This window comes from Pseudomonas sp. FW300-N2F2 (assembly GCF_017351655.1).
Lineage (GTDB): Bacteria > Pseudomonadota > Gammaproteobacteria > Pseudomonadales > Pseudomonadaceae > Aquipseudomonas > Aquipseudomonas fluorescens_AA.
Genome location: NZ_JACNDQ010000001.1, coordinates 3,211,841 through 3,234,332, shown reverse-complemented (window position 1 = coordinate 3,234,332; position 22,492 = coordinate 3,211,841). Strand labels below are relative to the sequence as shown.

General features: G+C 60.9%; 17 protein-coding genes. 7 read left to right on the top strand and 10 right to left on the bottom strand.

What is annotated here, in order from left to right:
• Positions 1–25: 25 nt before the first annotated feature.
• Positions 26–811, bottom strand: coding sequence for an SDR family oxidoreductase (locus J4E63_RS13935; RefSeq protein ID WP_207282348.1), 786 nt, complete (start codon positions 809–811; stop codon positions 26–28).
• 136 nt (positions 812–947) lie between these two features.
• Positions 948–2,411: an efflux transporter outer membrane subunit gene (locus J4E63_RS13930; RefSeq protein WP_207282347.1), complete on the bottom strand. Its 1,464-nt coding sequence runs from the start codon at positions 2,409–2,411 to the stop codon at positions 948–950.
• A gap of 218 nt (positions 2,412–2,629) precedes the next feature.
• Here J4E63_RS13930 and J4E63_RS13925 point away from each other — a divergent pair, with 218 nt between their 5' ends.
• Genes J4E63_RS13925 through fabF form a run of 3 tightly spaced genes read left to right on the top strand, consistent with a single transcriptional unit; the run spans position 2,630 to position 8,156 of the window.
• The gene (locus J4E63_RS13925; RefSeq protein WP_207282346.1) at positions 2,630–3,739 is read left to right on the top strand and encodes an efflux RND transporter periplasmic adaptor subunit; all 1,110 of its coding nucleotides are present in this window, start codon (positions 2,630–2,632) and stop codon (positions 3,737–3,739) included.
• The gene (locus tag J4E63_RS13920; protein ID WP_207282345.1) at positions 3,736–6,816 is read left to right on the top strand and encodes an efflux RND transporter permease subunit; all 3,081 of its coding nucleotides are present in this window, start codon (positions 3,736–3,738) and stop codon (positions 6,814–6,816) included. Before J4E63_RS13925 ends, J4E63_RS13920 begins: the two co-directional genes overlap by 4 nt.
• Positions 6,817–6,869: 53 nt before the next feature.
• A complete protein-coding gene (gene fabF / locus J4E63_RS13915; RefSeq protein WP_207282344.1) occupies positions 6,870–8,156 on the top strand; it encodes a beta-ketoacyl-ACP synthase II in 1,287 nt (428 codons plus the stop codon).
• 136 nt (positions 8,157–8,292) lie between these two features.
• Here fabF and J4E63_RS13910 read toward each other — a convergent pair whose 3' ends face one another.
• The 3 genes from J4E63_RS13910 to J4E63_RS13900 all read right to left on the bottom strand — a co-directional run bounded on the left by J4E63_RS13910 (position 8,293) and on the right by J4E63_RS13900 (position 11,829).
• Positions 8,293–8,856: a cytochrome b gene (locus tag J4E63_RS13910; RefSeq protein ID WP_207282343.1), complete on the bottom strand. Its 564-nt coding sequence runs from the start codon at positions 8,854–8,856 to the stop codon at positions 8,293–8,295.
• Positions 8,857–8,962: 106 nt separating this feature from the next.
• Positions 8,963–10,417, bottom strand: a complete 1,455-nt coding sequence (locus tag J4E63_RS13905) for an aldehyde dehydrogenase (RefSeq protein ID WP_207282342.1) — start codon at positions 10,415–10,417, stop codon at positions 8,963–8,965.
• Between the two features lie 38 nt (positions 10,418–10,455).
• The gene (locus tag J4E63_RS13900) at positions 10,456–11,829 is read right to left on the bottom strand and encodes an aspartate aminotransferase family protein (protein WP_103310029.1); all 1,374 of its coding nucleotides are present in this window, start codon (positions 11,827–11,829) and stop codon (positions 10,456–10,458) included.
• 215 nt (positions 11,830–12,044) lie between these two features.
• Here J4E63_RS13900 and J4E63_RS13895 point away from each other — a divergent pair, with 215 nt between their 5' ends.
• From J4E63_RS13895 to J4E63_RS13885, 3 genes are all read left to right on the top strand, one after another.
• Positions 12,045–13,013, top strand: coding sequence for a helix-turn-helix domain-containing protein (locus J4E63_RS13895; RefSeq protein ID WP_207282341.1), 969 nt, complete (start codon positions 12,045–12,047; stop codon positions 13,011–13,013).
• Between the two features lie 58 nt (positions 13,014–13,071).
• Positions 13,072–13,812 (top strand): IclR family transcriptional regulator, encoded by a 741-nt coding sequence (locus J4E63_RS13890; RefSeq protein ID WP_207282340.1) that lies wholly within the window; start codon positions 13,072–13,074, stop codon positions 13,810–13,812.
• A 197-nt stretch (positions 13,813–14,009) separates the two neighbouring features.
• On the top strand, positions 14,010–15,458 hold the full coding sequence (locus J4E63_RS13885) for an APC family permease (RefSeq protein WP_207282339.1): 1,449 nt from the start codon (positions 14,010–14,012) through the stop codon (positions 15,456–15,458).
• A gap of 241 nt (positions 15,459–15,699) precedes the next feature.
• Here J4E63_RS13885 and J4E63_RS13880 read toward each other — a convergent pair whose 3' ends face one another.
• Positions 15,700–16,491, bottom strand: a complete 792-nt coding sequence (locus J4E63_RS13880) for an SDR family NAD(P)-dependent oxidoreductase (protein ID WP_207282338.1) — start codon at positions 16,489–16,491, stop codon at positions 15,700–15,702.
• Between the two features lie 268 nt (positions 16,492–16,759).
• On the opposite strand from J4E63_RS13880, the gene J4E63_RS13875 reads away from it, so the two are divergent.
• Entirely contained in the window at positions 16,760–17,569 is an 810-nt protein-coding gene (locus J4E63_RS13875) for a sugar phosphate isomerase/epimerase (RefSeq protein WP_207282337.1), read from the top strand.
• Positions 17,570–17,742: 173 nt separating this feature from the next.
• On the opposite strand, the gene J4E63_RS13870 is transcribed toward J4E63_RS13875, so the two are convergent.
• The 4 genes from J4E63_RS13870 to J4E63_RS13855 all read right to left on the bottom strand — a co-directional run bounded on the left by J4E63_RS13870 (position 17,743) and on the right by J4E63_RS13855 (position 22,317).
• Positions 17,743–18,549 carry an IclR family transcriptional regulator gene (locus J4E63_RS13870; RefSeq protein WP_207282336.1) on the bottom strand — a complete coding sequence of 269 codons (807 nt, stop codon included), beginning with the start codon at positions 18,547–18,549 and terminating at the stop codon, positions 17,743–17,745.
• A gap of 45 nt (positions 18,550–18,594) precedes the next feature.
• On the bottom strand, positions 18,595–19,602 hold the full coding sequence (locus J4E63_RS13865; protein WP_207282335.1) for a Gfo/Idh/MocA family protein: 1,008 nt from the start codon (positions 19,600–19,602) through the stop codon (positions 18,595–18,597).
• Positions 19,603–19,897: 295 nt separating this feature from the next.
• Positions 19,898–20,722, bottom strand: coding sequence for a shikimate dehydrogenase (locus J4E63_RS13860; protein WP_103310020.1), 825 nt, complete (start codon positions 20,720–20,722; stop codon positions 19,898–19,900).
• Positions 20,723–20,874: 152 nt separating this feature from the next.
• Complete coding sequence (locus J4E63_RS13855) at positions 20,875–22,317, bottom strand: MFS transporter (RefSeq protein WP_207282334.1); 1,443 nt, start codon at positions 22,315–22,317, stop codon at positions 20,875–20,877.
• Positions 22,318–22,492 lie beyond the last annotated feature (175 nt).

Below are 22,492 nucleotides of genomic sequence, written 5' to 3'. Positions count from 1 at the left end.
GCTCCCGGTCCTTCGCCGCATCGCTTCATGCCCCCATGACATTCGCCATGAGACGCTGGTGAAATCGGCGGGGCGTGGCCCAGGTCAGCGCCGTGAGCGCCTTGTTGCCGAAGCCGGGTACCACACTCATGCGCCCGGCTTGCAGCGCGCGGATGCCTGCGCGAACCACTGGCTCGGGTTGCATCATCACCATTTTCAGCGCTGGCGTGAGGGTCTGGTTGGCACTCTGCGCAAACCCGGTATCCGACATGCCTGGGCACAGCGCGGTCACGATGACACCGTCGCCCTTGAGTTCCTGATGCAGTGCTTCGGAGAAGCGAAGCACGTAGGCCTTGGCTGCTGAATAGACCGCGAAATTTTTCACGCCTTGATAGGAAAGCAAGCTGGCGATCTGCAAAATGTGCCCGCGGCGACGGATGCGCATGTCCTGCGCAAAGAGGCGAGTCATGGTGGTCAGGCTGGCGATATCCAGATCGATCATTGCCAGGGATTGGTCAATGGCGTGGTCCAGGAACGGGCCCTGCAATCCATGGCCGGCGTTGTTGATGAGCACATCGACCGCAATACCCTGTTGAACCAGCCGCTTGTGCAATTCGATGACTGCCGGAATCGAAGACAGGTCGACTTGTTCGTTGATCACCTCGGTGCCGAAACGCTCACGCAGTTCTTTTGACAGCGCTTCCAGTTTGTCCAGCCTGCGGGCTACCAGAACGAGGGATTTTCCCTGCGCTGCGTATTGCCGGGCGAACTCCTCGCCAAAGCCGCTTGAAGCGCCCGTGATGAGCACCCAGGAATTCTCGTTGGTTTTCATGTGGCTGGACTCCGGTTGTAGAGATTGAAAATAGTTGTGATTGCCCGGTCGCGAGCAAGCTCGCTCCCACAGGGAATGAGCGCTAACCCTGTGGGAGCGAGCTTGCTCGCGATGACGGCCTGGTGTTCATGTCGAATCATCGGCTCGCTATGGGCTGTGGTGGCTGCGGCGCTTGCCAGCCGCCACCGAGCGCCCTGAATGCCGCGACCGCCGCTCGTGCCGATTCCGTCCGTGCTTGTGCCCGGGCATCGGATGCCTGGAGCAGCGTTTCGTCGGCGTTGAGGACATCGATCAGGCTGGCCGTGCCTTTCTGATAGGCGATAAAGGATGATCGGCGCGCCTCGCTCAATGACGCTTCGCCCGCGCTGAGCGTGGTGGCCTGGGCTTCTCGGTTGACCAGGGCGGAGAAGGCATTCTCGACATCCTCGGTGGCGCGCAATGCGGACTGGCGGTAAGCGGCCAGCGCCTCGGCTTCCTGTCCCTTGGCCTGGTCGATCTGGGCGTTGATCCGGCCAAAATCGAACAGTCTCCAGCGCAGTCCCAGCGCCCCCGACGCCTGGCTGGCGCCGCCGGAGAAAAGGTGCCCGGCAGAGACCGTAGTGGCGCTGCCGAGCAACGCGCTGAGGGAAAATTTTGGATAGTACTCGGCGACGGCTTCACCGATACGAGCATTGGAGGCGGCGAGACGGCGCTCGGCGACAATGAGGTCCGGCCGGCGGCGCAGCAGATCAGCCGGTGTACCCATCTCGCTGATTTGTGGGGGCAGGGGAATGCTAGCCGTCTCGGTCAGTTGCGGGCGGTGGGTGCCTGGCGGCGTGCCGAGCATGACATCCAGCGCATTCATGGCGGCATCCAGCCCGGTTTGCAGGACCGGTACCGTTGCCTGGACCTGGGCAAGTGCGCCCTCGGTCTGGCGGACCTGATAGCTGGCGGCGAGCCCTTTGCTGTAGAGCAGCTGGACTTTTTCCAGCAGGTCCTGCTGGGTCTTGACCTGGCGGTTCGCAATGTCCAGTCGCGCTTGCAAGCCGCGCAGGGTGATGTAGATGTCAGCGGTCTGCGCGGCGACGGCCAGCCTCGTGGCCGCGGCCCCGGCCTCGGAGGCCTGGTACTCGGCCAATGCAGCTTCGCGTCCGCGTCGCAGGCCACCAAAGACATCCAGTTCCCAGCTCGCGCCCAGGTCCATCGAGTAGGTATTTCCATATCGATCATAACCGGGGTTTGAATCGAGCACCTGGCCCAGCGGCGTCTCGACGGATTGATAGGCCCGTGCGGCCTGGCCGCTGATATTTCCCGACGGCAGCAAGGCGGCGTTGGCGGCGCCCAGACCTGCCCGCGCTTGGGCGACGCGCGCTGACGCCTGGGCAAGGTCGAGGTTCTGCTCCAGCGCCCTGGTGATGAAATCGGTCAGCACCGGGTCGCCAAAACCCTCCCACCAGACTGTGAGATTGGTCCGCGCTGTGCCGGTCCTTTGTTCGACAGAAGACTGGCCCAGGAAACGATCCGAAAGCGTGGCATCGGGACGCTGATAGTCCGGACCGACCGCGCAGCCGGTCATCAAGCTGGCGCTTACTAAAAAAGCAAGGGGGCGCAGGGGTGGCATTGACGTTTCCTTGGGATCGACATTTGTGACCATATTATATGATGGTCACACCCTGTCAATTGGTGATGGAAGTGGGCTTTCGGATTGAAAGTGCAGTATTTGCTGGTTGTCTATAAAAAATGGGTATTCAGAAACTGCCTGATGATATGTGACCATTGACAGTATTGGTCACGAGCGCAAGAATGAGATCCCAGTCCTCTGTTCAGTAAAGGGAACCTATGCTCCGGCTCCGACCTGTCACCCTTGCCGCTTGCTTGTTGCCTCTCGTCCTCACGGCGTGTGGCGACTCATCCACTGCTACCGATCCGCGCACGCTTGCTCCTCTGGTGAGGGTTGCGCAAGTGCAGGGTTCCTCCGCCGGGGCTCGTTCTTTCACCGGCGTCGTGGCGGCGCGCGTCCAGAGCGACCTGGGCTTTCGTGTATCAGGCAAGGTCCTGGAACGGTTGGTGGATGCCGGTCAGGCCGTCAAGAAGGGCCAGTCGCTGATGCGTCTGGACCCCATCGATCTGGGCTTGCAGGCGCGAGCCCAGCAAGAGGCTGTCACGGCCGCACGTGCCCGAGCCAAGCAGACCGCTGACGATGAAGCTCGATATCGCGAGCTGGTGGCCGCCGGGGCGATTTCGGCGTCGGGTTATGACCAGATCAAAGCCGCCGCCGATACCGCGAAGGCGCAGCTCAGCGCCGCCGAGGCGCAAGCCGACGTGGCCCGCAATGCGTCCGGCTATGCGGTGCTTCTCGCCGACGCCGATGGTGTGGTGATGGAAACGCTCGCCGAGCCGGGGCAGGTCGTCAGTCCGGGTCAATCGGTGGTCCGACTGGCGCGAGCCGGGCAGCGCGAAGCCGTCGTGCAACTGCCCGAGACCTTGCGTCCGGCCGTCGGGTCCAGCGCCCAGGCGACGCTGTATGGCAACACCAGTGGGGCGGTCGCCGCCAGGCTCAGGCTGCTTTCCGATTCGGCTGACCGGGTGACCCGAACCTTTGAAGCGCGCTATGTCCTGGAGGGCGCCCTGGCTAATGCCCCGCTGGGCTCGACCGTCACACTGCGTATCGCCGAGGGCGTGGCCCAGGGGCAGGTGCTGCAAGTGCCGATTGCGGCGCTGTACGACCCCGGCAATGGCACTGGCGTGTGGGTCATCGACGGCGAGCCGGCAAAAGTGACTTGGCGTCCCGTCCAGGTCTTGGGCCTGAGCGACGACGCGGCGCGCGTTGCAGGCCGTCTCAACGTCGGTGAGCGCATTGTCGGCCTGGGTGCACATCTGCTGCGTGAAGGCGAGCCCGTCCGGCTGCTTGCACAGGGCGATGTGAACGTCGCGGGGACCCGCCAATGAGCTTCAATCTTTCGGCGCTCGCCGTGCGCGAGCGCGCCATCACGGTATTTCTGATTTTCCTGATCGCCGTCGCGGGGACCCTGGCGTTCTTCAAGCTTGGCCGCGCGGAGGATCCTCCGTTCACGGTCAAGCAACTGACCGTCATCACGGCATGGCCGGGCGCGACGGCGCAGGAGATGCAGGACCAGGTCGCCGAGCCCCTGGAAAAACGCCTGCAAGAATTGAAATGGTACGACCGCTCGGAAACCTACACTCGTCCCGGTCTGGCTTTCACCATGGTTTCGCTGCTGGACCGCACGCCGCCTTCACAGGTGCAGGAAGAGTTCTACCAGGCGCGCAAGAAGCTCGACGACGAAGCCACCAAGTTGCCGGCGGGTGTGATCGGACCCCTGGTCAACGACGAGTACTCGGATGTGACGTTCGCGCTTTTCGCCCTCAAGGCCAAGGGCGAGCCGCAGCGCCTGCTGGTGCGTGATGCCGAGGTTCTGCGCCAGCGCCTGTTGCATGTGGCGGGGGTGAAGAAGGTCAACATCATCGGCGAACAGGCCGAGCGCATTTTCATTTCCTTCTCCCATGACCGGCTGGCGACCTTGGGTGTTTCTCCCCAGGACATCTTCGCCGCACTGAACAGCCAGAACGTACTGACGCCCGCCGGCTCCATCGAAACCAAGGGGCCGCAGGTTTTCCTGCGGGTGGAGGGTGCCTTCGATACCTTGGAGAAAATCCGCGACACGCCGCTGGCCATCCAGGGGCGTACGTTGAAGCTCTCGGACGTGGCGACGGTTGAGCGTGGCTATGAAGACCCGGCCACCTTCCTGGTGCGCAACAACGGCGAAGAGGCGTTGTTGCTGGGGGTGATCATGCGCGAGGGTTGGAACGGCCTCGATCTGGGCAAGGCGCTCGATGCCGAGACGAGCAAGATCAATGAAGACATGCCGCTGGGCATGACGCTGACCAAGGTGACCGATCAGGCGGTGAACATCAACTCGGCGGTCGACGAATTCATGGTCAAGTTCTTCGTTGCCTTGCTGGTGGTGATGGTCGTCTGCTTCATCAGTATGGGCTGGCACGTCGGGATCGTGGTCGCGGCGGCAGTACCCTTGACCCTGGCCATCGTGTTTGTGGTGATGGCGGCCACCGGCAAGAACTTCGACCGGATCACTCTGGGCTCGCTGATTCTGGCCCTCGGGCTGCTGGTGGATGACGCCATCATCGCGATCGAAATGATGGTGGTGAAAATGGAGGAGGGCTACGACCGGATCAAGGCCTCCGCGTACGCCTGGAGCCACACGGCCGCACCGATGCTGTCCGGTACGCTGGTGACGGCGATCGGCTTCATGCCCAACGGCTTCGCCCAGTCCACCGCTGGCGAATACACCAGCAACATGTTCTGGATCGTCGGCATTGCCCTGATCGCCTCCTGGGTGGTCGCGGTAGCGTTCACTCCCTACTTGGGGGTGAAGATGTTGCCGGACATCAAGAAGGTCGAAGGCGGCCAGGCGGCCATCTACGACACCCCACGCTACAACCGCTTCCGGCGAATCCTGACGCGGGTGATCGCCCGCAAATGGCTGGTGGCCGGCACCGTCATCACACTGTTTGTGGTCGCCATCCTGGGCATGGGCCAGGTCAAGAAGCAGTTCTTCCCGACCTCGGACCGTCCCGAGGTCATGATCGAAGTACAAATGCCCTATGGCACCTCCATCGAGCAGACCAGCGCCGCCACCGCCAAGGTTGAGGCGTGGCTGCAGAAACAGGAGCAAGCCAAAATCGTTACGGCTTACATCGGGCAGGGCGCACCGCGCTTTTTCCTGGCGATCGCGCCGGAACTGCCGGATCCATCGTTCGCCAAGATCGTGGTGCTGACAGACAATCAGGAAGCACGGGAAGCCCTCAAGTTCCGCCTGCGCGAAGCGGTCGCTGAAGGGCTGGCCCCGGAGGCCCGGGTCAGGGCGACGCAGATTGTCTTTGGTCCGTACTCACCCTTTCCTGTGGCCTACCGGGTGATGGGACCTGACCCGTTGAAACTGCGGGAGATCGCAAGCCGCGTCCAAGATGTCATGCAAGCCAACCCGATGATGAGGACCGTCAACACCGATTGGGGCCCACTGACGCCGACGCTGCATTTCAATCTGGACCAGGATCGCTTGCAGGCGGTTGGACTGACGTCCAGTGCCGTCGCCGAGCAACTGCAATTCCTGCTGGCCGGGGTGCCGATCACGGCGGTTCGCGAGGACATTCGTTCGGTGCAGGTGGTGGGACGCGCCGCCGGGGATATCCGCCTCGACCCGGCCCGGATCGAGGGCTTTACCCTGGTGGGTGCGGCGGGGCAGCGTATTCCGTTGTCCCAGGTTGGCGAAGTGGACGTGCGCATGGAGGATCCGATCCTGCGCCGCCGTGACCGGACCCCGACCATTACCGTGCGCGGCGACATTGCCGAAGGCCTGCAACCGCCGGATGTGTCGAGTGTGATTATCAAGCAACTGCAACCGATCATCGACACGCTGCCCGGCGGCTACCGGATCGAGCAGGCAGGGGCCATCGAGGAGTCCGGCAAAGCCGGCCAGGCCATCGTGCCGCTGGTGCCGATCATGATCGCCCTGACGCTGCTGATCATCATCCTCCAGGTGCGCTCGATCTCGGCCATGATCATGGTGTTCTTCACTGCGCCGCTGGGGTTGATCGGCGTGGTGCCGACGTTGCTGATTTTCCACCAGCCGTTTGGTATCAACGCCCTGGTGGGGCTGATTGCGTTGTCGGGCATCCTGATGCGCAACACGCTGATCCTGATCGGGCAGATCCATCAGAACGCAAAGGAGGGGCTGGACCCGTTCCACGCGGTCATCGAAGCCACGGTGCAGCGGGCTCGTCCGGTGCTGCTGACGGCGCTGGCGGCGATCCTGGCATTCATCCCGCTGACCCATTCCGTTTTCTGGGGAACGCTGGCCTATACCCTGATTGGCGGCACTTTCGTCGGCACCATCATAACGCTGGTGTTCCTGCCGGCGATGTATGCCATCTGGTTCAAGATCCGTCCGGTCAATACCGTTCAAACTGAAACAGCAACCCTGGCATAAGCGATTAATCGTATACCGCTCCAGTGAGCGTCTACAGAACTGAAGAGGTTTCCATGAGTATTGCAGCAGGTCAAACACGCATTGTAGTCACGGGCGTCGGCATCGTCGGTCCACTGGGTTGTGGCGTGGAGCAAGTCTGGCAGCGGCTGTTGGCTGGGCGTTCCGGCATCCGTAGCCTGCCCGAGGCGTTCACCGAAGGTACCGGCATCGGGGTTGGCGGCCAGGTGCCCTCTCTGGAAGAGGATGCCGTTGCCGGTTACGACCCGGAACGCTTTATCGCGCCCAAGGATCGCAAGAAAATGGATCGCTTCATCGAGTTTGCGCTGGTGGCCGCCCATGAGGCCCTGGAGCAGGCGGGCTGGCATCCGACTGAAGCCCTCGACCAGGAACGGACCGCGACGATCATTTCATCGGGCGTGGGTGGGTTTGGCGCCATTGCCGATGCCGTACGCACCACTGACTCGCGGGGGCCGCGTCGGCTGTCACCGTTCTCTGCACCGGCGTTTCTCGCCAACATGGCGGCCGGCCACGTGTCCATCCGGCATGGCCTCAAAGGCCCGCTCGGTGCACCGGTAACCGCCTGTGCGGCCGGCGTCCAGGCCATCGGCGATGCGGCCCGGCTGATCCGGAGCGGGGAGGCGGACATTGCCGTTTGCGGCGGTACCGAGGCGGCGATCGATCGCGTGACCTTGGGTTGTTTCGCGGCGGCCAGGGCGCTCTCCACCGGTTTTGCCGACCGCCCGCAGGAAGCTTCGCGCCCCTTCGACCGTGATCGCGACGGCTTTGTCATGGCCGAAGGCGCGGGGTTGTTGGTGATCGAGTCGCTGGAACATGCCTTGGCGCGTGGGGCCAAACCCCTGGCGGAACTGGTCGGCTATGGCACCAGCGCCGATGCCTACCATCTGACGGCCGGCCCGGAGGACGGCAACGGCGCCCGCCGCGCAATGGAACAGGCGCTGCGCCAGGCCGCTGTCAGCCCAGCCGACGTGCAGCATATCAATGCCCATGCGACGTCTACCCAGGTCGGCGACAACGGGGAACTGGCGGCGATTCGTTCGGTGTTTGGCACGGACTCGGGGGTGGCGATCACCTCGACTAAATCGGCTACCGGCCACCTGCTGGGCGCGGCGGGAGGCATTGAAGCCATCTTCACGGTATTGGCGCTGCGTGACCAGATCGTGCCGCCGACCCTGAACCTGGTTCATCCTGACGAGGCGGCTGCGGGGCTTGATCTGGTTGGCCTGAAGGCCAGGAAGATGCCGATTACCCATGCGCTCTCCAATGGGTTCGGGTTCGGTGGAGTCAATGCCAGCGTGTTGTTTCGTCGTTGGGAGGCATGAGTGCGGGTAGTGCGCCTGGCACCGGCCATCACGCACTTCAAAGGTGGCGGTTCCCGTGCTGTCAGTCACTACCAATGTGTGGACGCAGAAGCAGGTCATGCAAGGCGTTGGCACTTTTCGCCAACGCCTGATCGAGTCACAGCATGCGGCGCAGGACGTCGTTTCGAGGGTCGCGGTCATAAAACCGATGCTTCAGGGCGCCGGCGACATGCACCAGGATCAGGCCGAGCAGGGTGTAGGCGAGCACTTTGTGCAGCCATTGGAAGACGACGAACCAGTCGTCATTCTTGCCCAGGAGCTCCGGAAGGTTCACCCCAAAGAAGAATACGCCGTCGCTCATCGTGTAGGTGCTCGACATCGAATAGCCCATCAACGGCACGATCACCAGCAGCGCGTACAAGGTTCGGTGGGCAAGTCTTGACGAAACCCGCTCATACCGTGCCAGCGTCTCTGGCGGTTGTGGCAGCCTGGCCGCTCTCACCCGCAGGGCGATCTGGACCAGGACTACCAGGAATACCAGCACCCCAAAGGATTTGTGCCACGGGTAATAGAGCTCATATTTGCTTGCCACTTCGTCATCGAGCCCAGTCATGTGCCAGCCCGCCCAGAGGAGGCCAGCGACGAGCACGGCGCGGACCCAGTGCAAAATCCGCAGGGAGGTCGGATACCGATCAATTATTGTTTGATTTACCGGATTCATCGCAGTCTCTCCATCGATCATCAAGGCATCGAAAAAGCACGTTGGAACGGCCACCCTTTGAGGCCCGGGGGCTGGGAGGGTGGTCCGGTCAGTGCAGGGATTGTTTTCAGCCGGGCAGCAGCACGGTAATGACCTTCTCCTCGGTGTAGGCCAGCGCACCGCTGAATCCTCCTTCCCGGCCAATGCCGCTGGCCTTGACGCCGCCCCATGGCAGGTTGGCGTCCAGCGGGCTCCAGCAGTTGATGCCCACGGCCCCGGCCTTCACCGCCGCAGCGACGCGATGCGCTCGTGCCAGGTCGCTGGTCCAGACCGTGGCTGCAAGGCCGTAGTTTGAATCGTTGGCCAGTGCGACGGCCTCTTCTTCGCTGTCGAACGTGATCACCGTGCCGACGGGCCCGAAGATCTCGTCCTGGGCGATCGCCATGTCATTGCGGGCGTTGGCGAAGATGGTCGGCCGGACGAACCAACCCTGTTCAGGGTTCGATACCCCACCGGCCAGCAGGGACGCACCTTGGTCGATGCCCAGCTGGATGTAGCGGTTGACGCGATCCAATTGGGCTTTCTTGGCCACCGGCCCCATCTGCACGCCGGGTTGGCGCGGGTCGCCCACCTTGACGGCGCGCGCGGCATCGGCCAGCGCTGCGGCGAAGCGATCGGCGAGGCCGCGTTGGACCAGGATGCGCGAGCCGGCCGCGCAGACCTGGCCCTGGTTGGCGAACAGGCCGAGGGAGCAGCCGAACAGCGCGTCGTCGAAGGTGGCATCGTCGAAGACAATCTGCGGGCTCTTGCCGCCCAGCTCCAGGGCCACGCGCTTGAACAGCACGCCGGCAGTGCGTTGGATCTCACGTCCGGCTTCGGGGCTGCCGGTGAAGCTGATCTTGTCGACATGGGGGTGTTCGCACAGAGCGCGACCCACCTCGTTGCCGTAGCCGGTGACGACGTTGATCACGCCATCAGGGAAGCCCGCTTCCTGGGCCAGCGTTGCCAGGTGCAGCGCCGACTGTGGCGTCTCTTCCGACGGCTTGATGACCACGGTGCAGCCTGCCGCCAACAGGGCGGCGAGCTTCCAGACCGTGATCATCAGCGGTGAATTCCAGGGAACGATGGCACCGACCACGCCCACTGGCTCGCGTACCGTGTACGAGAGGGACTTGGTGCCAAAGTAGCCACCGGAGGGAATGGTCCGCCCCTCGAGCTGGTTGGCCCAGCCGGCGGAGGCGCGCAGGTTGGCGACTGCGTTGGGTACGTCCAGCCGGCGCGGTTCGATCGGCGAGCGGCCGATGGCGTCGGCGTCCATATCGGCCAGCACGTCGGTGTCGCGTTCCACCAGGTCGGCCAGTTTCGACAGCAGTCGAGCGCGCTGGGCGCCGTCAAGCTGGCTCCAGGCGCCACGTTCGAGCTGGTGGCGTGCGGCGCCCACGGCACGGTCCACGTCCTCGACGGTGCCGCGGGCGCAACTGCCGTAGACCTGTTCCGTCACGGGGTTGACGAGGTTAATGCAGCGGCCGTCAGAGGCTTCGAAAGACGTGCCTGCGATGAAGTGTTTCAAGTGCTCAGTCATTTTGAAGTCCATGAGTGATGTGCAGGAATCGGGACAGGTCACGCATCGAGGGCGTCCAGGGCGTCGCCGAAAATGTCCAGTGCCTTGAAGAACAGCGCTCGTGAGATCGTCAGCGAGGGCATGACACGCATCACGTTGCTGTAGCGGCCACAGGGAATCATCAGCACGCCGTGGCTCAGCAGGTAACCCATGAGTTGGCCAATCTTTTCCGGTGCCAGTGGCGCCTTGGTGGTCGGGTCCGAGACCAGCTCGATCCCGATCATCAGGCCGCGACCACGGACCTCACCGACCAGCGGGCTGCCGAAGCCGCGAATCCGCTCCTGTGCTTCCAGACCCAGTGTGTGGGCACGGTTGAGCAGATCGAGCTCCGGGTCCTGGAGGATACTGATGTTGGTCAGCGCTACGGCGGCGGACAACGAGTTGGCGGCGAAGGTGTTGGGCATCGATCCGTCAGGAATCGCCGCCGCCAGGTCCGAGCGCATGATCAGGCCGGCCATTGGCAGGTCGCTGCCGATGCCCTTGCCAAAGGTGAGCATGTCGGGCTTCACGCCGGAGTGCTCGACCGCCCACATCTTGCCGGTACGCCCGGCGCCGGACTGCACTTCATCGACGATCAGCAGCGCACCGCTGCGATCGCAGGCCTTGCGCAACAGTTGCAAGAACTCTGGCGAGGGCGGCACATAACCGCCTTCGCCCTGCACCGGCTCCACGATCACGGCCGCCACGTCATCGGCGGCGGTGTAGGGGGTGTTCAGCAGGTAATCCACGTACTCGCCGGCGATCTGCTCGGCGCTTTTGTGCGTGGTATCGAAGGGGAAACGGTAGGCATAAGGGTAGGGGGCGTGAATGACGCCACCCATCTGGGCACCATAGCCCTTGCGGTAGGCCGTGCCTGTCGTCAGCGCACCGGAAGCGTTCCACACGCCGTGGTAGCCACCGTGGAAGGCGATGATCTGGTGCCGTCCGGTGACGCGCTTGGCGAACTTGATGGCCGCTTCCAACGCATCGCTGCCGCTTTGCGTGAAGAATGTAATGCAGTCGCCGCGCAGGCCGTCGGGCGCGATCTCGGAGAGCTTGGCGGCCAGTTCGGTGCGCCGGGTGCTATTGACCTCCAGGGCGTGCATCAGCACTTCGGACTGTTCGCGAATGGCCTGCACCACTTTCGGGTGGCAGCGACCCACGCTGCTGACGCCCACACCTGCGGACAAGTCGATGTAGGTGTTGTCATCGGCGTCCTTGAAGGTCGCGCCGAACGCCCGGTCCATGGCCACGGGCATGCGTCCGCCGCCGCGAGCCATGGATTCGGTGCGCGCCGACAACGCCAGCGCCTCGGTGGTCCGGGGGCCGGGAATGGTGGAGTTAATCCGCGGGGCATCCGCGAAATGGAGGGCTTCAAGTTTGGCTTCGCTCATGACGGTCTCTCAGGATGTCGGTTTCAGTGTGCCGATCATCCCCGTGCCCTGTTCCTGGCCGGTAGCCCGAATCGGCACATTGGAGGGGCTGCCTCGCGCGTCAGCATCGGAGCACAGACATCGCTCAAAGAAAATTTGCAGAATTCTCTTTATGTGAGAATATAGCTCGGGAAGGCGATCAAAAAACAAGAATATTGGCCGAGGCTTTCGTCATCATGAAAAACCAGAACATCAGCCACTTCCATGACATTCATGTCCACGCCGCCACCGTCCAGGAGTGGAGCCAGGATTACAACCAGTTGACCGCTGGTACGGCTGAGAGCTCACTTATCCAGTTGACGACGGCGCGCTGCCACGTATTTCGCGAGCAGATCAACCAGCGTGTCGTGCAGCACGGCGTGGCCCCACGGGGCAAGATGTGTTTCGCCGTGCCGATCACCGTCCCGGGTTCGATCCGGATGCAAGGGCGGGAAGTGGACGACAGCAGCCTGTTCTTTCTTCATGGTGGCGAGGAATTCATGTTCCATATGCCGCTGGGCATGGAACTGCTGGCGATCACTTTCGAGCGTGAGTTGTTCGAACAGGCGTTGGCGCAAACCGCGTCGGCCAAGGAAATCAGTCAGTTGCTGCGTCAACCGGTGATCAGGGTTTCCACTCAACGCTATGCCGAGGCTCGCCGTCGAATGCTGGCGGCGTTCTCCCAGGCGCTCTTGAGTGAAGAACTCGACCATGCGCAAGACCGGGAACTGGCGCTGGAACAGACCATGCTCGGCGAGCTGCTGCAATTGATGACCGACCCCGCCTGCGACAAGCAGCAGCGTACGCCAAGTTCCACGCGCAGCTACATTGTCGAAAAATGCCACCGCCTGGCGACCGCGCAATTGAACAACGTGCCCAGCGTGGACGAGTTGTGCCAGCGACTCCAGGTCAGTCGGCGTACGGTGCAGAACAGCTTCCGCTCGGTAACCGAGACGACGCCGGTCAATTACCTGCGCTCCGTGAGGCTGAACGGTGTGCGCCGAACCCTGATGTCCACCCCCGCGACGCATCTTTCGATAGGCGATGCCGCAGCCCAGTGGGGCTTCTATCACCTCAGCCATTTTGCGGCGGAGTACCAGGCGCTGTTCGCAGAATTGCCGTCCCAAACCACGCGTGCTGCCATCGGCGGTTGTGCCCTTGCTTGAGCCTTTGCCCGCTGCACCCGGCAGCGGACAGGCTTGCCTGCACAAGGATGTCGAAAAGATGAATAGCCTTCGCCGCCTGCTCAGGGTCTTCGACTTGTTTCGCCCTGAACAGCCGGTCATCGATGTGGACGTGATTTGTCGGGAACTCGGCTACACGCCCGCCACCGCCTATCGTTATTTGCGCGAACTCGGCGACGCGGGGTTCTTGAAGCGATTGCCACGCGGCTACGCACTCGGCCCACGGATCGTCACGCTGGAGCATCAGATGGCTCACTACGATCCATTGCTGGCCTGCAGCCGGGGCCTGGTGGACAAACTGGTGGCCGACACGGGCCTGGATGCACTGGTCAGCGAATGGCATGGCGACTCAGTGGTCAATGTGTTGATCCAGCGGGGTTCCGACGCCGGCCCCGTGGGTGGCGACCGGGGGCGGCCGATCGATCTTTTTCACAGCGCGACCGCTCGGGTCGTATTGGCCTATCTGCTGCCGCGCCAGATCCGCCGCATCTATGACGTCCATGCGAAGCCCGCCGAAGTGCTGCATCAGGGGCTGGAGTGGAAACCGTTCACCAAGGGGCTGCTCGCCATCCGCAAGCAAGGCTACTGCATCAGCGAAAGCGAGCTGTACCCGGGGCGCAGTGGCGTTGCGGCACCGATCTTCGACGAAAAGCGCCGAGTGCTCGGGAGCATGACCCTGGTGGGGCGTAGCGAGCGGTTCCATGCGTTCCAGCAGGGCTACTTGTGCGACCTGGTCACCGGCGCGGCGTCGGAACTGACGACGCGTATTGCCTCGCAATAAGGAAGGCAAGAGCAGCTGGACGGCTGGCTTTTTCGAGGGGAATGTGCCGATTACCGATTTGGGCTAATGGGGCGTTCGGGGAGAGGCATAGGATCGAGTCCAGCGTGCGACATGATCAATAACGCTATCTGGTGACGGCGAGCGATTGACTGCACCGATCCTACAGCGACTGCCTCATACAATAAGGTCAAGAAAACATGAGTGTACCTCTCCCGGTCAATAGCTCCACGGAGCTCAAGCGTGGGGCCCTGGGTGTCGGCTTCATCATCTTCTTCGTGGTTTCGGCGGCGAGCCCCTTGAGCGTCATCGCCGGCGGTTTCCCCATTGGCATCATGCTGGGCAACGGCGCCGGCACACCGGCGTTGCTGATCCTGGCCTTGCTGGTATTGCTGGCGTTTTCGGTGGGCTACACCACCATGTCCCGGCAGGTGACCAACGCCGGCGGTTTCTATGCCTTCACTTCTCGCGGCCTGGGTGGCCTGGCCGGTGGTGCGGCGGGGGTGCTGGCGATGTTTGCCTACAACATTCTCCAGGTCGGGCTGTACGGCATGTTCGGCGGCGTGGTCAGCGGCACGATGGCCAGTGTCTTTGGCCTGGATTTGCCGTGGTGGACGTATTCGCTTCTGGCAATGGCGAGCATCGCGATTCTCGGTTATCGCAAGATCGACCTGTCGGCCCGGGTGCTGTCGGTGGTGGTCATTGCCGAGTACCTGGCGATCCTGACGCTGGATTTCGCCATCCTCAAGACCGGCGGTGACAGTGGCATCAATCTCGATTCGTTCGATCGCAGCCATGTGTTCAGCGGCACGCCATCCATCGGCTTGCTGTTCTGCTTCGCGGCGTTCATCGGCTTCGAGGCCACCACCATCTATGGAGAAGAGGCCAGGAACCCGCAACGCACGATCCCGATTGCCACCTACTGTTCGGTCTTGCTGATCGGCGGGTTCTACGCGCTGTCGGTCTGGTCGATGGTGATTGGCGTGGGGGCGGACAAAATCGTCTCCACGCTTCAGGCCTTGCAGGACCCGACGACGTTTATCTATGGCATGTCCGACCACTTTGTCGGCCCGCACCTGACCCAGGTCATCCGCGTGCTGTTCATGGTCAGCATCTATGCCGGGCTGCTGGCGTTCCACAATGCCGCGGCCCGTTACTTCTATGCCATCGGGCGCGACGGTTTGCTGCCCAGCCGGCTGGGCACCACCCATCGCGTCCACCAGAGTCCGCACATGGGCTCGGCGTTGCAGAGCTTGATCTCCGCCGTGGTGGTACTGATTTTCGCCGCCATGGATGCCGATCCGATCCTGCAACTGTTCGCCTGGCTGTCCAACCTGGCGACGCTGTGCGTGATCTTGCTGATGGCGCTGACTTCCGCAGCGGTCTGGGTCTTTGCCCAGCGCCACCCCGAACTCAAACTGGGGATCTGGCGTGGGCGGATTTTCCCTGGTTTTTCTTGCGTGGCGTTACTGGCTGTCCTGGTCATCGCGGTGGTGCATTTCGATGTGCTGACCGGCGCGAGCAAGGCCTTGTCATATGGCCTCTGCGCGATCATTCCCGCAGCCTTGCTGGCGGGTGTGTTTCTGGCGGCGCGACTGCGCAAGGTGGCACCGCAGCGGTATTTGGGGTTGGGGAGTCATAAGCTATAGGCACGCTCTGGTTGAACCTTGTTAAATCCAAGGTAAGCCCCCTTCCCCCACACCACAATTGATCAACGCGTCTCTGCAACTATCGACGATGGGCCAAGCGCCATCGATACTGCGCAGGTGCCTGCCGGTCGAAGCCGCACGTAACCCTTAAGCCCGTACGGCTTCGCTCACACTCAGCTCGCGTCGTTTGGTCGACACACCATCCGACCTGAGCGCTGAACTCACTCCAAAGCAATTGTGCTTATGACTTGGAACTCGGTCGCCCAGGGATATGGCTCAGTATCGATTTGGAGAAGCCACCATCCACACATATATCCTGGCCCGTGACATATGCCGATAAGGGGCTGATGAGAAATTCGATCACGTTCGCGATATCCACGGGGTCACCGATTCTGGCCAGCGGAATGATTGCTTCCCGTGCTTTCTTGATCTGGGGGTCGGTATACATTTTTTCCGACATCGGCGTACGGGTCATTCCTGGGGACACCACGTTGACACGGATCCCGTCAGGAGCCCACTCCAGCGCGAGCGTCTGGGCCAGCATTGTCAAGGCTGCCTTGGTGGGGCTGTACGCGCCTGAGCCGGCATGGGGAGTCTGGCCAGACATCGATGAGGTAAAGCACGCCGAGCCTCGACTCTCGCGCAAATGCGGGTAGCTGGCTTTGGCAAGCAGCCATGCGCCGCGAAGATTGACGGAGAACATGTCGTCCCAGTCCGCAATGGACAAATCACAGATTGTGCCAGGGCTGGCGATGCCGGCATTCGCAACCAACGCGTCGAGCCCGCCGAACTCCGCTACTGCAGCTGCCACAAGTTGGCTTGGGACCTCAGGGTCGCCGAGATCCCCTAACAATGCGATGGCGATGCCGCCCATGGCCTCGATGGATCGAATGACTTCTTCCTGAGCAGTAGTGGGTGTGTGCCCGCATACCGCAATTTTCGGCTGCGAGCCTCGGGCAAGGGCCGCCTCTGCGATCCTCAGGCATGCAGACGCACCGATACCGCTACTACCGCCACTGACCAAAGCTCTCATTGGGCACTCCTTCTTATAGTTAGACATTGAGGTAAAAGAGGCTTGTAAAGTACGAAAATAGATTTCGCTTTGCAATCAAATTGACAATGGAATTTGATTCCGATATCGTTTTTTCGTAGTCAAATACCCTTGCCACTACGGTGGCCATCGCTCTCCAGATTCATCCATCGTCGCGTTTTTCAGCTAGCGATAGTGGTCAGGTACAAAATCCATAATACGAATGGCCCGCTTCACTCCAGCGAATACTCAACTGAAAGGATGTTTCGATATGATCATCAGCACGTTTTCCTATCTGTGGTCATCCACGGCAATTGATGCGATTGCGCAGTTGGCCGAGCACGGGCATCGCGTGTTCGAAGTCCCCGTCAGCTCGCCACATTGCTGGCCGGTAGAGCTCTCGACCGCAGACCGTTCTGCCGCAAGCGCGCGTCTTCATGAATACGGTGCGAAGATCAGGTCCCTCAACGCCGGCGGCTATGACCTCAATCTGGCCAGTCCCGCCGCGAATATGCGTCAGAAGAGCATCGAGCACATCAAGTCGGTCATTGACTTGGCTGCCGCTTGGGATACTCAGGAGGTGGTGATATCCCCCGGCACCAGGCGCCCAATGATTTCCCCGCCGCTCGAGAAGACCTACGATTGGATGTACGAAAGCCTGGCAGTCCTGATTCCGCTGGCGAAACAGGCTGGCGTACGCTTACTGCTGGAAAACACTCCGTATTGCTTTACCCCCACCATGCCGGAACTGGCGAAGGTTGTAGGTACCCTCAACGACGATGTGGTCAGGGTCGTCTACGACATCGCCAATGCGGCTTACATCGGTGAAGATCCGGTGGCGAGTCTGCTGGCTTATCACGCCAGCATCGACTTTGTGCATGTGTCCGACACGGGTACGGACGTGTGGGGGCATGATCCAGTCGGCACCGGTGTAGTGGACTTTATCGGGTTGGGCGAGGCCGTTCACGCGACCTGCGGTATTGAAAACTGCGTACTGGAAATCATCCGCGAAGAAAATGCTTTGTATGAGCTGAACAAGGGTGTGCAGGATCTGCGTGCCAAGGGCTGGAAAATTCCGTAATCGCCCACCGGTCGCTTGTCGCTACCGCCTGCGACCGGATAGTTCAAGTAGCCCTTGAGGCCCGCAACGGGTCCAGGTGACAGCGTTTACACCAGCAATACGCGCGCGATCATGGGGGGGACGCAGGCTTCGGCCTGCTGGAGCCGGTCATGATCGCGACGGTGTGCGCGGTACTACCGCAGAGGTAGCGAATCATCACCACTGACCGAAGCCCAGAGCGACCAGCATTCGCCTACCCTGATTGCCGAGCGCTTCAAGTGTTCGATATGAGCGCTCAGGGTTTCCTCCCGCATGCGTGCGATGGGACCGGCGACACTCAGGGTGGCCACCGGGCCCGAGTTGTCTGGCCGCGAGGTATCGAATACAGCAACCGCCACGACACATACACCCACTTCACCTTCTTCTCGGACGACTGCGTGTCCCTCTTTGCGGATCTGAGCGATGTCATCAAAGATGTCGCGAATCGAAACGCGCGCATTGGGCCCCGCGTAGTCTCGGCTGTTCTCGATGTCCCAGGCGGCGAGAATTCGCATGGCGCGCTCATCGCGCATAGTGGAAAGCCATACTTTGCCCGCCGCGGTTGTGTGGGGAATGATTTTTTCATCCAGGGCTCGGCGGTACTGCAGCCCTCTGGTGTTTTGCGTGGCTTGCAGCACCCAGGTCAGATGATCCTCTGCAACTGCCGCCAAGCGGACGTGCTCGCCGGTTTCGCTGGCCAGCTCGTTGAGCAAGGGTTGCATGATCCTGGCGAAGCCCGTTTCAGAGATGAAGTTCACGCCCATGCTGGGGATTTTCAGCGTCAGGCGGTAATGATCCTGTTCGTCCTGGTAAACGTAGCCTCTTTCTCGCAGCGCGCTCAATATGCGGTGGGCCGTGGCCATGGCAACTTGGGTTCGCTCGCCGATTTCAGACAGGGCGAGACCGTCCGGGTGCGACAGCAGCAGTTCCAAGGTGTTGAAGTAGCGGCCAATGTGTGACAATTTTTAAATCCTCTTTTTTGCCAGCAATGGCCAGCCAACGTCGTGTCAGGGGTACTGGAGTGTGATGGGAATGCCGCCGAGGCGGTCTGACTCATAGGCCGCCTCGATGATGCGCATGACGTGGTGCATGGTTGCAAGTCCGGCACCGGTATACGCTGTCTCACGGCCAGGGGTGAGGACATCGGTTACGAAATTGTCGTAATACACGTCAGAGTTCAGGCTCATGGTCAGGTCACTTGCCTCTCCAACCGCGTCGATCAGCCGCAAGCCATCCGGGGTCGAACGTACGTAGAACTGATCGGTTGACAATGAAAACGAGTACTCCCGTTGCTCGGGCGTGTTAGCCGGGTAATTGTAGCCAGTTTCGATGGTGCAGATGCAGCCGCTTTCGGTCACCAGGGTCATCATTGAGGCGATCTCTACGGCGGCCAGTTGCGGGTCGCGGTGCATGACGGCGGACACGCTGCATATGCGCTCTCCGGACATTTGCTGCGCCAGATCGACGAAATGAGGGGCAAGGTTGATCGTGCATCCGCCACCCGAGCGTTTCGGGTCAAGCATCCAGGCGCAACTGTTCGTCAAGTAGCGTCCGGGCGGGCCGGCGTTGAATCGAAACGACTGGGTTCTCCATTTGGCACCACTCTGCAACGCCGCATGCTTGACGCGGTTCAGTAATTCACTGTGCCTCCAAACCAACGGCACCGCCGCGAACAGGCCAGCGGCTTCGGCGCGTTGGTGCAGGTCCAGTACTTCATGCTGGGTAAGCCCACAGGGCTTCTCCATCGCAAACGGAATGTTACGCTCGACCAATGCCTTGCCCATGGCATACAACTCGTCGTGCGGGCCAAAGGCGAAGGCAAAATCAGCCTCTTCGTTATCGAGCAGGGTTTTCCAGTGATCGTAGCGTCGCGCTCCGAAGCGCTGGGCGAGGGCGGGACCCCGCGACCCCGTGGCGTCGGATACCGCCGTGACGGTCACATCGGGCAGACGCTCAAGGGCATCAAGGTAGAGCGGGGTGTGCCAGTGGCTTACTTCCAGAAGAACGACTTTCAAACATTCATTCCTTATAAACAAATATGTTTGACGAACTTGCCGGTGCCCTCGGGGTGCGGATCAAGCCCGAATATAACAGCGCACGAGCCACGTTTCCGAGGGTGCGTAGTAGGCTAGCACGACGTGATTACGAACGGAAGTTGGTTTCGTTTTACTGAATGGCGACGTGTGGCGTCTGAGTGAGGTGCAATTTCAACAGGCGCACGAAAATGTGCACATGCCGGGGCAGTGCACATCGTTAACCGTTTTGGTTCGGGTTATGAAGAGGGGAGGCAGGGTAGGTTGTACCGGCCCCTTACAATTCAGTCGAGTAGCGACGCTCGATATCTTCGAAACCTAGAAAACTCAATGCCAGCAGGGCTTGGCCTACGTGCATAGGCTGGCCATCAAGGGTTTGGCAGCCGCGCGATTGCGCCTCAAGCAGCAAGGCAGTCGGCTCGGACCTGGTGATGATATCGACTACCACCGTCGCTGGGTCCAGCCGCGTTGCGTCTATAGGCATTGGATCATCAGGATTCATGCCGAGTGGGGTGGCATTGATCACGATGTCATGACCTGCTGGGTCAGCTGGGCCTGTATACACAGCACACGGACCCTCTTTGGCAACTCGGTGTACAAGGTCCGAGGCGCGGTGCGGATCCAGGTCTGAAATGACCAGTGATCGTGCGCCAGCAGCGGCAACGGCAAACGCGATTGCCCGTCCCGAGCCGCCAGCGCCTATAAGCAGAACAGATTTCCCCACCAGGGAAACTCCGTGGCGCTGCATGCCAGCTACGCAGCCCAGTCCGTCGAACACGGCGCCCACCCAGCGCCCGTCATTGTCACAACGAACGACGTTGATTGCGCCGATCTGGCGCGCAGTAGGGTGGAGCTCATCCACGATGTCCAGCATGCTCTGCTTGTGCGGCATGGTGACCAGAAGTCCAGCGAGGTTGCGCACGGCTCGCACGCCTTTGACAAACTCAACCAGGTCCCCCGTACCTATCTCCAATGGAATGCAGACGGCGTCAGCTTGTGCTTCGGCAAACAACTTATTCAACAGCATTGGAGACTTGGCGCTCCTGAGTGGATCACCGATCAATCCATATATACGCGTGGTGCCTGTGATGCGTGGATGCATGTCAACCTACTTGTCATTGGCTATTGCACGCCAGTTGCCGGTATGCAGATATCGGAATCCCCCCTGACAGAGCGTGCATATCCACTGCCGTGCTGCTCGAAGCGCTGTGCAGAAAAACTGAGCAGCGCGGCGGTGGTGAAGGGGGGCGGTCGTCAGGAGCGCATCACCGGCGCTGATTTTTTGAATGCTTGATTGGAGGCATTGGCGTTTGACTTGGGATTGGATTTTTCCCGCACCTGTTCGTACTCCTCCTCTGACATCGGGACAGCATTGGGGTCACCGAGGTCTTTCAGACGAATCCGGAAGGTTTCCCGGGTAGTAATAGCGGCGATAGCGGAGATTAAACAGATGCCAAAAGTCAGTGCCCCAATTTTTAGAGGGATATTATCGCTACCGGGAGGCGCAACAGATACGAAAAGGGCCGGCAGAAACGCTGTGCATGCCACGCCTATGTTCTGTCCAATGGCCATGCCGGTAACACGTACCCGTGTACGGAACAGTTCCGGAAACAAACTCGGGAACACACCATTGAAGCCCTGGTAAGCCACACCCCACATGAGCAGCGATAGAACCAGCGAAAGCCACATATTGTGAATGCTGATCGCATAGAGGTAGCCAAATGACAATATGCCGCCGCACAGAACGCCAACAATCACCGGAGGCTTGCGGCCAATTCTATCGGAGAGCTTACCAACGAAGGGGATGAGGATAACTGCGCATATATTGCCTAGCACCGGTATCCACATGAATAAGCCAGAAGGAAATCCAATGCCGTAGGCGGGCTGCACTGCATAGGTCGCACCGAATACAGAGGCGACGATTGCAAGTACCGCAGAGAGCGCCATGCAGATGACGCGTAGCAGATCGCCCCAACTCTGCGTGAGCACTTCGATCACAGGTAGTTTACGGGGCTCGGTCTGTGTCTGCGCCTCAGTGAAGATCGGAGCCTCATGAACCTGACGCCGGATGATCCACCCCATGACGAGCACCACTGCGCTGAGCAGGAATGGAATCCGCCAGCCCCACGAAGCAAACTGATCGGCTGGCATGAACTGGGCAAGAGGCAGGAAAACCGCAGCGGCCAGCAGTTGCCCGGCTTGGACGCCTTGAAGGGTAAAACTTGCGAAGTAACCGCGACGCCCATCAGGCGCATGTTCCAGGGTCATGGAACTGGCGCAAGACACTTCACCCGCGACCGCAAAACCTTGAATCAGGCGCAACAGTATCAATAGGGAGGGAGCCCAGATACCAATCTGTGCATAGGTAGGAAGCAGACCGATGCACATCGTCGACGCGCCCATCAGGAACATGCAGTAGACGAGCACCGTCTTGCGTCCGTGTCGGTCGCCCATGTGCCCTAAGACCACAGCGCCTATCGGTCGGGCAATATAACCAACGCCGAAGCTGGCCAGCGAAATGATAATCCCAACCGTTGGGTTGTCTGACGGAAAGAACAGCTGTGGGAAAAGTAGCGCTGCCGCGGTGGCATAGATAAAAAAGTCGTAGTACTCCAGCGCCGAGCCTATCCAGCCGCTCGCTGCGGCCTTTTTAGACTGACGCTTGGAGTGTGGATCGCCTTGAATGCTTTGGCTCATGACATGTCTCCGGATTCTCGATTGTTGTTATTGTAACGTCGTTCCATCAGTAATTCTGTTACCAGATTCGCCACCTTGTCAAGGGAGTTCCTTTGGCCGATCAAGGCATGGCGCTGGTTATCTGCGGGGTGCGTCGGCCCGCCGAGCGAGCACGCTGGAACCCGCTCATGCAATA

Bases quoted from the DNA above. Each gene is read 5' to 3' on its own strand.
- J4E63_RS13905 (WP_207282342.1), bottom strand. From the start codon at position 10,417: ATGACTGAGCACTTGAAACACTTCATCGCAGGCACGTCTTTCGAAGCC.
- J4E63_RS13855 (WP_207282334.1), bottom strand. From the start codon at position 22,317: ATGAGCCAAAGCATTCAAGGCGATCCACACTCCAAGCGTCAGTCTAAA.
- fabF (WP_207282344.1), top strand. From the start codon at position 6,870: ATGAGTATTGCAGCAGGTCAAACACGCATTGTAGTCACGGGCGTCGGC.
- J4E63_RS13885 (WP_207282339.1), top strand. From the start codon at position 14,010: ATGAGTGTACCTCTCCCGGTCAATAGCTCCACGGAGCTCAAGCGTGGG.
- J4E63_RS13875 (WP_207282337.1), top strand. From the start codon at position 16,760: ATGATCATCAGCACGTTTTCCTATCTGTGGTCATCCACGGCAATTGAT.
- J4E63_RS13935 (WP_207282348.1), bottom strand. From the start codon at position 811: ATGAAAACCAACGAGAATTCCTGGGTGCTCATCACGGGCGCTTCAAGC.
- J4E63_RS13910 (WP_207282343.1), bottom strand. From the start codon at position 8,856: ATGAATCCGGTAAATCAAACAATAATTGATCGGTATCCGACCTCCCTG.
- J4E63_RS13900 (WP_103310029.1), bottom strand. From the start codon at position 11,829: ATGAGCGAAGCCAAACTTGAAGCCCTCCATTTCGCGGATGCCCCGCGG.
- J4E63_RS13930 (WP_207282347.1), bottom strand. From the start codon at position 2,411: ATGCCACCCCTGCGCCCCCTTGCTTTTTTAGTAAGCGCCAGCTTGATG.
- J4E63_RS13920 (WP_207282345.1), top strand. From the start codon at position 3,736: ATGAGCTTCAATCTTTCGGCGCTCGCCGTGCGCGAGCGCGCCATCACG.
- J4E63_RS13895 (WP_207282341.1), top strand. From the start codon at position 12,045: ATGAAAAACCAGAACATCAGCCACTTCCATGACATTCATGTCCACGCC.
- J4E63_RS13890 (WP_207282340.1), top strand. From the start codon at position 13,072: ATGAATAGCCTTCGCCGCCTGCTCAGGGTCTTCGACTTGTTTCGCCCT.
- J4E63_RS13925 (WP_207282346.1), top strand. From the start codon at position 2,630: ATGCTCCGGCTCCGACCTGTCACCCTTGCCGCTTGCTTGTTGCCTCTC.
- J4E63_RS13880 (WP_207282338.1), bottom strand. From the start codon at position 16,491: ATGAGAGCTTTGGTCAGTGGCGGTAGTAGCGGTATCGGTGCGTCTGCA.
- J4E63_RS13860 (WP_103310020.1), bottom strand. From the start codon at position 20,722: ATGCATCCACGCATCACAGGCACCACGCGTATATATGGATTGATCGGT.